Below are 10,531 nucleotides of genomic sequence, written 5' to 3' on the forward strand. Positions count from 1 at the left end.
ACGATATCTCGGCATTGTCACCGCTTGCGGTTTGGCGCAAGGCATGGATTTTCCATCAACGGTCGCGCCATTTATTTTGCGTGGCGTGACGCTCAAAGGAATCGATAGCGTGATGGCGCCATTTGAAATGCGTCAGGCCGCATGGTCAGCCCTTGCTAAAGAATTACCTGAGTCGGCTTTAGCAAATATGACGCGCGTAGTGCCGCTTGGCGAAGCCGCAGCCTTAGCGCGCGAGTTGCTCGAAGGCAAAGTGCGCGGCCGTCTGATCGTCGATGTCAACGCTTAAGAGGACCGCATATGCTGACGATCTGGGGCCGCGCCAATTCGGTCAACGTGCATAAAGTGCTGTGGTGCTGCGACGAGCTAAGCCTCGAATACGAGCGCATCGACGCAGGCATGCAGTTCGGTCGCAATAACGAACCGGACTATTTGACGATGAACCCGATGGGCAAAGTGCCCACGCTCGTGGATGGCGACTTCACGTTATGGGAATCGAATTCGATCATCCGCTATCTCGCGATGCAATACGGCAGTCATCACGCGCTCTATCCTGCCGATCCCAAACAACGCGCAAGCGTGGACCGCTGGCTCGACTGGTCGCTCTCCACATTGCAACCGGCGGAACGCGGGCTATTCTTAGGCTATATCCGCACGCCCTTAGAGAAACGCGACATGGCGCAACTCGCCGCTTACGCAAGTGAATGCGAAAAGCTTTGGCGCGTGATGGATGCGCATCTCAAAGGCCGCGACTATCTCGAAGCCAACACATTCACCTTGGCCGATATCGTGATCGCGGCATTCGCACGCCGCTGGTTTGGTATCGATGAATTGCATCGTCCGGTCTTGCCCGATCTCGAACGCTGGTACGCAAAACAAGCCGCGCGTCCCGGCTTCCAGCGCTATCTCGCACCCGCTTTGACCTGAACACTATGACCATCGAACTGCACACATGGAACACGCCCAACGGACGCAAGATCAGCGTCGCGCTGGAAGAAATGGCATTGTCTTATGTCGTGAAGACGGTGAACATCGGCAAGGGCGAACAGCATGCGCCAGACTTTCTGCGCATCAGCCCGAATAACCGCATTCCGGCTATCGTCGATCCCGATGGCCCTGACGGAAAGCCCATCAGCATCTTCGAATCCGGTGCGATTCTTTTATATCTCGGCGAAAAGACCGGCAAATTTCTGCCATCGAGTCTGCGTGAACGCGTGCCCGTGCTCGAATGGCTGATGTGGCAAATGGGCGGCTTCGGCCCGATGCCGGGACAGGTGCATCACTTTCGCGCAGTGGAATCCGAAAGCGACCGGCGCTATGGCCTCAAGCGTTATTCCGATGAAACGCGCCGCTTGTATCGCGTGCTCGACAAGCGTTTGAGCGAAGTCGAATATGTGGCGGGCGCGTTGTCCGTAGCGGATTTTGCGATTCTCGGCTGGGCGTGGCGTCACGAACGCCATCAGGTCTCGCTCGATGAGTATCCCAACGTCAAACGGTGGTATGAAGCGCTGTTCGCGCGTCAAGGCGTGCAACGCGGTTTCGACGTGAAACTCGACGATCTGCCTTGACGCACGGATCGAGCGCTGAGCGCTGGCGATCAGTGATGATGCGTGCGATATTCCGTCGCCGCATTCAATTCGGCCTTGGCCTGACGCAGCAGGTTTTCGGCCTTTAGCGCATGGCCGCCGAAATCGTCATGACCATCACGACGCATACCTTCAACGCGATTGATGGTTTCATCGATCATCTGTTGCGCGGGGCCGAAATCGAAGCCGTGATTCATTTGCTGCGCCATCGCGGTTGCCGCGCTCAACGCCACGCCTGCGAACACGATGCTGGTGATAATGCGCTTCATAACGTTATCCTAAGTAATCGGTAAGGTTGCGGAAAGACTTGCGCGATGCGCGAGCTCCGCTGCGAATAACGCAGTGGTCGTTATCGAGTTGACGCTGGCCGGGCCGCAAAATCGTATCGATCAATTACGAGATGGCGGGCGCTGCAAGCAACGTCGTTGGAGGCTTTGCTGGCTTCGCTTTCACCGCGCGAGCAAGGGAACTGCGTGTTTTCCCGTAGCGCCCGCGAGCCGTCAGGTCCGCGTAATATAAGCGCGATAAGTTGAAACCAAACGAGCGCCGATGGAGACGATCATGACCGCCAGCATGTACGACGAAAACCTGCCGAAGACGCCCGCCAATTACGCGGCGCTCACGCCGCTTATGTTTATCGAGCGCGCGGCGTCCGTGTATCCGCAGCGGCCTGCGGTCGTGCATGGCGAGGTGCGGCGCAACTGGGCCGAAACGTATGCGCGCACGCGCCGGCTTGCCTCGGCATTGGCGGCGCGTGGCATCGGAATGGGCGATACGGTTGCCGTCATGCTGCCAAACACGCCCGAAATGGTCGAAGCGCATTTCGGCGTGCCCATGATCGGCGCGGTGCTCAACACGCTCAACACACGGCTCGATGCCGCCACCCTCGCCTTCATGCTCAATCACGGCGAGGCAAAAGCGGTGATCGTGGACCGTGAGTTTTCCAAAGTGATGCGCGAAGCTTTAGCGAGCGTGCAGCAAGCCGTATTCGTGATCGATGTCGATGATCCGCACTACACGGGCGATGGCGCACGTATTGGCGAAATCGAATATGAAGCGCTGCTTGCAAGCGGCGACGCGGAGTATGCGTGGCAGCCGCCAACGGATGAATGGAACGCGATCTGCCTCAATTACACGTCGGGCACCACGGGCAATCCGAAGGGCGTGGTTTATCACCATCGCGGCGCTTATACGAACGCGATATCGAATATTTTGGAGTGGGATATGCCGAAGCACGCGGTGTATCTCTGGACCTTGCCGATGTTCCATTGCAACGGCTGGTGCTTTCCGTGGACCGTTGCGGCGCGTGCGGGCGTGAACGTGTGTTCGCGTCGTGTCGATGCGAAGCTTATCTTCGATATGATTCGCAACGAAGGCGTCACGCATTATTGCGGCGCGCCTATCGTGCAGAATCTGCTCGTCAACGCACCCGATGAGATGAAGCAAGGCATCACGCACAAGGTTCATGCAATGGTCGCAGGCGCCGCGCCGCCGGCCGCGATGATCGAAGGCATGGAACGTTTGGACTTCGAACTAACTCACGTATATGGCCTGACCGAGGTGTACGGCCCCGCGACGGTCTGCGCGCAGCAGGCCGAATGGAATGCACTCGATATCGGCGAACGCGCGCGCCTGAATGCGCGGCAAGGCGTGCGTTATCACTTGCAGGACGCCGTAAGCGTGCGCGATCCGCTCAGCATGCAGCCCGTTCCGCTCGATGGCGAGACCATCGGTGAGATCATGTTTCGCGGCAATATCGCCATGAAGGGTTATCTGAAGAATCCGGCCGCAACCGAAGACGCTTTCCGCGATGGCTGGTTCCATACCGGCGATCTCGCCGTCGCGTATCCGGACGGTTATGTGCGCATCAAGGATCGCAGCAAGGACATCATTATTTCGGGCGGCGAGAACATATCGAGTATCGAACTGGAAGATGTGTTGTATCGGCATCCGGCGGTGCTGGCCGTTGCTGTCGTCGCCAAACCGGATGCGCGCTGGGGCGAAACGCCGTGCGCGTTTGTCGAATTGAAAGCGGGCGCGCAAGTGACGGCAGAAGCGTTGATCGCGCATTGCAAGCAATACCTCGCGGGATTCAAGGTGCCGCGCGCTATCGAGTTCTGCGAATTGCCGAAAACCTCTACAGGCAAGATACAAAAGTTCGAATTACGCAAACGCGCGGGTTCGGTATCCGCGATCGATGTGTGAACAGGAGCGTGGCAGATGATCGAAATTAAACGTGATGCGTACGGCGTCAAAGGCGCGGTCAGGCTTTTGTTGAATCGACCCGAGTCGTTCAATGCGTTATCCGAAGCAATGCTCGATGCTCTGGAAGACGCGCTTAAAGAGATTGCCGGATCGGATGCGCGCGTGGTCGTGTTGGCGGCGGCAGGCAAGGCATTTTGCGCGGGCCACGATCTCAAGGAAATGCGAGCAGAACCCGCGCTCGATTACTACCGCGAACTTTTCGCACGCTGTTCACGGATGATGCTCATGATCCAGAACATGCCGCAGCCGGTGATTGCGCGCGTGCACGGCATCGCAACCGCAGCAGGCTGCCAGCTCGTGGCGATGTGCGATCTGGCGGTGGCATCGTCGGAAGCGCGTTTTGCGGTTTCGGGCGTGAATTTAGGGCTTTTTTGCGCAACGCCGAGTGTGGCGCTGTCGCGCAACGTATCGCGCAAGGCCGCGTTCGAGATGCTCGTTACCGGCGAATTTATCGATGCCGAAACAGCGCGTGAACGTGGGCTGGTGAATCGCGTGGCATCGCCGGATGCGCTCGATGATGCAGTCAGCGCGCTCGCCGCCAGTATCGCGAGCAAGCCGCGTGCTGCGGTGGCTGCGGGAAAGGGCTTGTTCTATCGGCAACTGGAAACGGGCATCGAACAAGCGTATGCATTGGCATCGGAAACGATGGCCTGCAATATGATGCACGACGATACGCTGGAAGGAACGCAGGCGTTTATCGATAAACGCCCGCCGAAGTGGACATAACTACGAAGTCACATGCTCGACCGGATGTTGCTCGAGCCACGCGTTCTCATCATCGCTATACAAACGTGAGCGCGTAAGAAAGCGCAAACCCGTCGGACGCTCGAGCGAAAACATGCCGCCGTTTCCCGGCACCGCATCGATAATTAGTTGGGTGTGCTGCCAATATTCATACTGCGACTCGGTCATATAAAACGGCACGCCGCCGATAAACCCCAGCTTCACATCCGACCCGCCGACCATAAACTCGCTCACCGGAAAACACATCGGCGCGCTGCCGTCGCAGCATCCGCCGCTTTGATGAAACAGCACATCGCCATGCTCGGCCTTGAGCTTTTCGATAAGTTCGATCGCAGCAGGCGTCGCGGTCACGCGTGATACTTCCTGTTCACTCATGATGTCCCCGTGTATCGAATAAAAGCGGCCGCTGGCTTAAAGAAAGACAGCGGCCGATCAAAGCTTTAGAAGAAACCCAGCGGCTTGTCGCTATAGCTGACGAGCATGTTCTTCGTTTGCTGGTAGTGATCAAGCATCATCTTGTGGTTTTCACGTCCGATACCCGATTGCTTGTAGCCGCCAAACGCCGCATGCGCCGGATACGCGTGATAGCAGTTGGTCCACACGCGGCCCGCCTGAATCGCACGGCCAAAGCGATACGCCCGCGTGCCGTCGCGCGTCCACACGCCCGCGCCCAGCCCGTAAAGCGTGTCATTGGCGATTTCCAGCGCTTCTTCCTCGGTCTTGAACGTCGTCACCGACAACACGGGACCGAAGATTTCCTCCTGGAAAATGCGCATCTTGTTATGGCCTTTGAAGACCGTCGGCTTGATGTAGTAGCCGTTTTTCAACTCGCCATCGAGCGCATTGCGTTCGCCGCCCGCGAGACATTCCGCACCTTCCTGCTTGCCGAGATCGATATACGACAGGATCTTTTCCAACTGTTCCTGCGATGCCTGCGCACCGATCATCGTCTTGCTGTCCAGCGGATGGCCTTGCGAAATCGCTGCCACGCGCTTCAGCGCCCGCTCGATGAATCGCTCGTAGATCGATTCCTGCACCAGCGCGCGCGACGGGCACGTACACACTTCGCCCTGATTCAGCGCGAACATCGTGAAGCCTTCGAGTGCTTTGTCGAAGAAGCTGTCGTCGGCGTTCAGGACATCGTCGAAAAAGATGTTCGGGCTTTTGCCGCCCAATTCGAGCGTGACCGGAATCAGATTTTGGCTCGCGTACTGCATGATCAGCCGGCCCGTAGTGGTCTCGCCGGTGAACGCAATCTTCGCAATCCGCTTGTTCGATGCCAGCGGCTTGCCCGCCTCCAGCCCGAACCCGTTCACCACGTTGAGCACGCCCGCCGGCAGCAAATCTTCGATCACTTCGAGCAGCACGAGGATCGACGCGGGTGTTTGCTCGGCAGGCTTGAGCACCACGCAATTGCCCGCCGCCAATGCAGGCGCGAGCTTCCAGATCGCCATCAGAATCGGGAAATTCCACGGGATGATCTGGCCGACCACGCCCAGCGGCTCATGGAAGTGATACGCGACCGTGTCGTGATCGATTTCGGAAATGCCGCCTTCCTGCGCACGCGCGGCGCTCGCGAAATAACGCAGATGATCGATCGCCAGCGGAATATCCGCGGCCATCGTCTCGCGCACGGGCTTGCCGTTGTCGATGGATTCGGCCACGGCCAGACGCGTGAGGTTCTGCTCCATCCGGTCCGCGATCTTCATCAGCACGTTCGCGCGATCGGTCACCGACGTGCGGCCCCAGGCGGTCTTGGCGGCGTGCGCGGCGTCCAGCGCGGCTTCGATATCGGCTTCGCGCGAACGCGGAATCGATGTGAACGGCTCGCCCGTAATCGGCGAAATGTTGTCGAAATACTCACCGCCGGCGGGCGCGACCCACTTGCCGCCGATGAAGTTGCCGTATTGCTTCTTGTACGGGTACTCGGTGCTCAGGAACTGCATCTCTGCATGATTCATCTATGTGCTCCTCGCATGTTTCGACATGTGCGGCGACATCGCCGCCGAATCCTGCTCTGCGAGTTCCGTGCCATCCGATGGTGTTCGCCGGGAATAGCGCGCTGTCGGGGCTTTAGCGCGTACTGCTGTCCGCAGCCAAGCCAGGCGGAGTGTTCAGTTACGCGACACCTGTCTCAGCCCGCAGCAGCGCGATACACCTGCGTTTGCATCGCAGCATCGGCCGATACATTCGGGCAAACGCTTATGGCCACTCCATTCATATTGCCAATCGGATTGCACACGTCTATGTTCATGCGCAGCCGGTTTGTAAACAAGTGTGCATATGTTCCCGCGTTTCACAAATCGGCTTACTTCAAAGCAACAAGATGAGCGCGCCTTCTGCCCCAACCCACCGGCGCGCCACGGAGACCACGATGAACAGCACCATCAATCAAGGCGCCGTACACGGCCCTTACAGCTTCTTTTCTAAAGAAGCGACCATCGCGAAGCCCGGTTTTTCGCGCTGGATGGTTCCACCTGCCGCGCTTGCCGTGCACTTGTGTATCGGACAGGCGTATGCGTTTTCGGTGTTCAATGCGCCACTGACCAAACTGATCGGCATCACCAAGTCCGCGCCGGAAGACTGGTCGCTGACCACGCTCGGCTGGATCTTTTCACTGGCGATTGTGTTTCTCGGTTTATCGGCCGCGTTCGCGGGTAAATGGCTGGAGAAGGTCGGGCCGCGCCGCACCATGTTCACGGCGGCGTGCTGCTTCGGCGGCGGCTTTCTGGTGTCGGCGCTCGGCGTCTATCTGCATCAGATCGTGCTGCTGTATCTGGGCTATGGCGTGATCGGCGGGATCGGACTGGGGCTGGGTTATGTGTCGCCCGTGTCCACGCTGATCCGCTGGTTTCCCGACCGTCGCGGCATGGCCACCGGCATGGCGATCATGGGCTTCGGCGGCGGCGCGATGATCGCCGCGCCCGGCTCGGTCGCGCTGATGAACTACTTCAAGACCGCGACCAGCGTGGGCGTGGCGGAGACGTTCATCGTGCTCGGTGTGCTCTACTTCATTTCGATGACCATCGGCGCGCTCGCCATCCGCGTGCCGCCCGCCGACTGGAAGCCGGCCGGCTGGACGCCGCCCGCGACGTCGAACAAGATGATCACGAAGAACCACGTGCATATCGATGAAGCCTTGCGCACGCCGCAGTTCTATCTGCTGTGGCTGGTGCTGTTTCTCAACGTGACGGCGGGCATCGGCGTGCTCGGGCAGGCGTCGGTGATGATTCAGGAGAGCTTCAAGGCATCGATTACGGCGGGCGCGGCGGCGGGCTTCGTCGGGCTGCTGTCGCTGTTCAATATGGGCGGGCGATTCGTGTGGGCGTCGGCATCGGACTGGATCGGGCGCAAGAACACCTACTTCGTGTTTTTCGCGCTCGGCGCGGTGCTGTACTTCCTGGTGCCGCAGTTTGCGCAGGCGGGCAATATCGCCCTCTTCGTGCTCGCATACGGCGTGATCTTGTCGATGTACGGCGGCGGTTTCGCCACCATCCCTGCCTATCTCGCCGATATGTTCGGCACCGCCTTCGTCGGCGGTATTCACGGACGGCTGTTGACGGCGTGGGCGGCAGCGGGCATTGCCGGGCCGGTGGTGGTGAATTACGTGCGGGCGTATCAGGTGGCGCACGGCGTGGTCGGCGCGGATGCCTACACCATGACGCTGCATATCATGGCGGGACTGCTGGTGATCGGCTTTATCTGCAACCTGCTGATTACGCGCGTCAACGAGAAGCATCACATGGACACGGTCGCCAAATAAGCACGGGAGACGAAAGATGAATATGCCGACAGACGCCAAACCGTCCAACAAGGGCTTGCTGGTTATTTTCTGGCTGTATGTGTTGATACCGCTCGCGTGGGGCGTGACGAACACGCTAACGCAAGCGGTCAAGCTGTTCCACTGACTTCAAACATCCAATCAACGCGCCGGGCAAGTCCCGGCGCGTTTTTGTTGCCCGGTCAGTGGCCTTGTTCCTTCAGCTTGCTCAACGTCCGGCGAGCCAGCGTGCTCATGAAGTACGTTCCGCCGACCATCAAGGCCGCGAAATAAACGCCGGTCATCATCCATTCCGTTCCACTCACTGTCTTTCTCCTTCGAAAAGATCCGCGGCCGGAGCGCCGCAGGGTTGATCCAGGTTGCTCAGCGTTCTGACCAGTTTTACGGCAGCGGCGCGCAAAGGTTTAGCGGCGCGTGTGAATGAATTGCGGAATGAACGACGTTGAGCGCACGTTATAGGGAGAAGATCGTTTGCTGTCAGCGAGAAAGCGATCGGACGTTCGCTGATGCATCCGTCTCGCCGCAGTGGCTTCGGCAAAAGCGCGCGGCGCAGACTATCCTTCGCAAGCGCCGACGACTGCGCCAGTCCCCACAACGAAAACAGAAGGTCAGCTATGAATGCATCACGCCGTCAGTTCGTGATCGGCGGAATCGGCATGGGCGCGACGCTGTGGCTCGCGCGCGCCGACGCCGCCCCGCCGCACCTGAGCGCCTCCGATGCCGCCGCGAAAGAAGTCGGCTACACCGAAGACGCGAAAAAAGTCGATCACGCGAAATACCCGACGTACGCCGCCGGCCACACCTGCGCGAACTGCTCGCTGTTTCAGGGCGATGCGAAGGACGCGTGGGGCGGATGCAGCCTGTTCGGTGAGAAGCAGGTCGCCGCGGCGGGCTGGTGCACTTCCTGGACCGATATGTAGGCGATCAGCCGATTCAACGAATGGCGTAACCGACGAAGCGCCAGTTGTTGTCCGCGTCGAGAATGAAGGTGACGTTCTCGCGCGCGGATTGCGGCACGTTGCTGAACTGCGTGTCGAACGATACGTTGATGAACGCGCCCGCCGGCATATTGCCGCTGCCGTCGTAACGCAGATGCCGCAAGCCCATCGGCATACGCATGCCGGGCGTGCCGAGCGCGCCGCGATCATGCGCGATCTTCTTCAGGAAGTCATCGCGTGAAATGACCTTCTTGCCGACCGGCGATGCGGTGTCCCACACCTCGCCCGCCTTGTTCTGATCGATCATCCGGACGATATTCAGCGCCACCTGCGCGATATCCTGGTCCTGCTTGTCGAGCGCCGCCTGCTGCTCCGGCGTGATGCTCTGAACGATCGGCTGCTGCGCCTGTTGCGCGCGCTTGTGTTCGAGCGATTGCTGCGCCTCCGACACCACGCCGAACGACATCAGCGAAAGCGCGGCGAGCCAGAGTTTCATGTTGTTCTTCATGATGCGGATTGCCAATGATTTCTGATGAACCGATTGTAGGCCGGCATTTTTTCGAGATGAACCGGGCAATGGACTGTTTCGAGATGTTGAATGACGCAATGCGCCGTAACGAAATACTTATTGCCCGTCAGCAGGTTTTGAACCAAGGAATTCGTTAAGCCTTGTGGCAATTCGCTTACGTCTTACGGCCAAAAATTCCTTGTACGACTCGCGGCGCAGCAGTTCAGGTTCAACTGGAATCGCCTGGGCATCAAATGGCGTCGTTCCCTGCTGCTCGATCAACGTCGGAAAGTAGTCTGCTGGCAGTCTGTCGCCGATAGCGCGATTCGTCCTGCCGCCAATGAATGCGAGGTTGGCGATATCGTCTGCATCGCGTGAGACATAGTGATGCCTGAGTTGCGCCTTGGGAAACAAATGATGAAACTGCAACCTGTGCTGAGCACCAGAGTGATCCAGCGAAATTGCCAGGTTCGAACGCCAATCCTTCGCGCCGCCTTCGCGAAATGCGAGGAACATTGTCTTGAACAGCGCGCTCCGTTGATTGCGGCCTTCCAATTCCTCGGGAGTAACGTCCAGTCGTCCGAATTGCAAGCGCAAACGATCGATCAGATCTTGGGCTTTGCCTCCGCTTCTTATCGTCGCGAGATCCTGATCGAGAATGGTTTCACTCGACCCGCGCGAGAAGCGCCCTTTCGCGTTGGCGACGAGCGCC

Annotated in this window: 12 protein-coding genes and 2 pseudogenes; 8 read left to right on the forward strand and 6 right to left on the reverse strand. The window is 58.8% G+C overall.

The features are described 5' to 3' along the window. From P7F28_RS09825 to P7F28_RS09835, 3 genes and pseudogenes are all read left to right on the forward strand, one after another. Window positions 1-286: pseudogene (locus P7F28_RS09825) on the forward strand (oxidoreductase); the annotation flags it as partial. A gap of 11 nt (window positions 287-297) precedes the next feature. Next, window positions 298-924 carry a glutathione S-transferase family protein gene (locus P7F28_RS09830; protein WP_277184302.1) on the forward strand — a complete coding sequence of 209 codons (627 nt, stop codon included), beginning with the start codon at window positions 298-300 and terminating at the stop codon, window positions 922-924. 5 nt (window positions 925-929) lie between these two features. Next, window positions 930-1,565, forward strand: a complete 636-nt coding sequence (locus P7F28_RS09835) for a glutathione S-transferase family protein (RefSeq protein WP_277184303.1) — start codon at window positions 930-932, stop codon at window positions 1,563-1,565. A 29-nt stretch (window positions 1,566-1,594) separates the two neighbouring features. Here P7F28_RS09835 and P7F28_RS09840 read toward each other — a convergent pair whose 3' ends face one another. Continuing rightward, on the reverse strand, window positions 1,595-1,852 hold the full coding sequence (locus tag P7F28_RS09840) for a hypothetical protein (RefSeq protein ID WP_277184304.1): 258 nt from the start codon (window positions 1,850-1,852) through the stop codon (window positions 1,595-1,597). A 292-nt stretch (window positions 1,853-2,144) separates the two neighbouring features. Between P7F28_RS09840 and P7F28_RS09845 the strand changes: the two genes are divergently transcribed. After that, window positions 2,145-3,788, forward strand: a complete 1,644-nt coding sequence (locus tag P7F28_RS09845) for an acyl-CoA synthetase (protein WP_277184305.1) — start codon at window positions 2,145-2,147, stop codon at window positions 3,786-3,788. Window positions 3,789-3,803: 15 nt separating this feature from the next. Further along, entirely contained in the window at window positions 3,804-4,574 is a 771-nt protein-coding gene (locus P7F28_RS09850; protein ID WP_277184306.1) for an enoyl-CoA hydratase, read from the forward strand. Here P7F28_RS09850 and P7F28_RS09855 read toward each other — a convergent pair whose 3' ends face one another. Beyond that, window positions 4,575-4,967 carry a DUF779 domain-containing protein gene (locus P7F28_RS09855; protein ID WP_277184307.1) on the reverse strand — a complete coding sequence of 131 codons (393 nt, stop codon included), beginning with the start codon at window positions 4,965-4,967 and terminating at the stop codon, window positions 4,575-4,577. It lies immediately after the preceding gene. A gap of 65 nt (window positions 4,968-5,032) precedes the next feature. Further along, a complete protein-coding gene (adh, locus tag P7F28_RS09860) occupies window positions 5,033-6,553 on the reverse strand; it encodes an aldehyde dehydrogenase (RefSeq protein ID WP_277184308.1) in 1,521 nt (506 codons plus the stop codon). Between the two features lie 413 nt (window positions 6,554-6,966). On the opposite strand from adh, the gene P7F28_RS09865 reads away from it, so the two are divergent. Continuing rightward, window positions 6,967-8,355 (forward strand): OFA family MFS transporter, encoded by a 1,389-nt coding sequence (locus tag P7F28_RS09865; protein WP_277184309.1) that lies wholly within the window; start codon window positions 6,967-6,969, stop codon window positions 8,353-8,355. Window positions 8,356-8,371: 16 nt separating this feature from the next. After that, the gene (locus P7F28_RS09870) at window positions 8,372-8,500 is read left to right on the forward strand and encodes an oxalate:formate antiporter (RefSeq protein WP_370467285.1); all 129 of its coding nucleotides are present in this window, start codon (window positions 8,372-8,374) and stop codon (window positions 8,498-8,500) included. A gap of 55 nt (window positions 8,501-8,555) precedes the next feature. Here the strand turns inward: P7F28_RS09870 and P7F28_RS09875 are convergent, their stop codons facing one another. Beyond that, the gene (locus P7F28_RS09875) at window positions 8,556-8,678 is read right to left on the reverse strand and encodes a hypothetical protein (protein ID WP_277184310.1); all 123 of its coding nucleotides are present in this window, start codon (window positions 8,676-8,678) and stop codon (window positions 8,556-8,558) included. Between the two features lie 309 nt (window positions 8,679-8,987). Here P7F28_RS09875 and P7F28_RS09880 point away from each other — a divergent pair, with 309 nt between their 5' ends. Then, a complete protein-coding gene (locus P7F28_RS09880) occupies window positions 8,988-9,293 on the forward strand; it encodes a high-potential iron-sulfur protein (RefSeq protein ID WP_277184311.1) in 306 nt (101 codons plus the stop codon). A gap of 13 nt (window positions 9,294-9,306) precedes the next feature. Here P7F28_RS09880 and P7F28_RS09885 read toward each other — a convergent pair whose 3' ends face one another. Continuing rightward, on the reverse strand, window positions 9,307-9,807 hold the full coding sequence (locus tag P7F28_RS09885; RefSeq protein WP_277184312.1) for a DUF4019 domain-containing protein: 501 nt from the start codon (window positions 9,805-9,807) through the stop codon (window positions 9,307-9,309). A 129-nt stretch (window positions 9,808-9,936) separates the two neighbouring features. Then, window positions 9,937-10,531: pseudogene (locus tag P7F28_RS09890) on the reverse strand (hypothetical protein); the annotation flags it as partial.

The organism is Caballeronia sp. BR00000012568055, assembly GCF_029439455.1.
Lineage (GTDB): Bacteria > Pseudomonadota > Gammaproteobacteria > Burkholderiales > Burkholderiaceae > Caballeronia.

Bases quoted from the DNA above. Each gene is read 5' to 3' on its own strand.
- P7F28_RS09865 (WP_277184309.1), top strand. From the start codon at position 6,967: ATGAACAGCACCATCAATCAAGGCGCCGTACACGGCCCTTACAGCTTC.
- P7F28_RS09885 (WP_277184312.1), bottom strand. From the start codon at position 9,807: ATGAAACTCTGGCTCGCCGCGCTTTCGCTGATGTCGTTCGGCGTGGTG.
- P7F28_RS09870 (WP_370467285.1), top strand. From the start codon at position 8,372: ATGAATATGCCGACAGACGCCAAACCGTCCAACAAGGGCTTGCTGGTT.
- P7F28_RS09850 (WP_277184306.1), top strand. From the start codon at position 3,804: ATGATCGAAATTAAACGTGATGCGTACGGCGTCAAAGGCGCGGTCAGG.
- P7F28_RS09880 (WP_277184311.1), top strand. From the start codon at position 8,988: ATGAATGCATCACGCCGTCAGTTCGTGATCGGCGGAATCGGCATGGGC.
- P7F28_RS09840 (WP_277184304.1), bottom strand. From the start codon at position 1,852: ATGAAGCGCATTATCACCAGCATCGTGTTCGCAGGCGTGGCGTTGAGC.
- P7F28_RS09845 (WP_277184305.1), top strand. From the start codon at position 2,145: ATGACCGCCAGCATGTACGACGAAAACCTGCCGAAGACGCCCGCCAAT.
- P7F28_RS09830 (WP_277184302.1), top strand. From the start codon at position 298: ATGCTGACGATCTGGGGCCGCGCCAATTCGGTCAACGTGCATAAAGTG.
- adh (WP_277184308.1), bottom strand. From the start codon at position 6,553: ATGAATCATGCAGAGATGCAGTTCCTGAGCACCGAGTACCCGTACAAG.
- P7F28_RS09835 (WP_277184303.1), top strand. From the start codon at position 930: ATGACCATCGAACTGCACACATGGAACACGCCCAACGGACGCAAGATC.
- P7F28_RS09855 (WP_277184307.1), bottom strand. From the start codon at position 4,967: ATGAGTGAACAGGAAGTATCACGCGTGACCGCGACGCCTGCTGCGATC.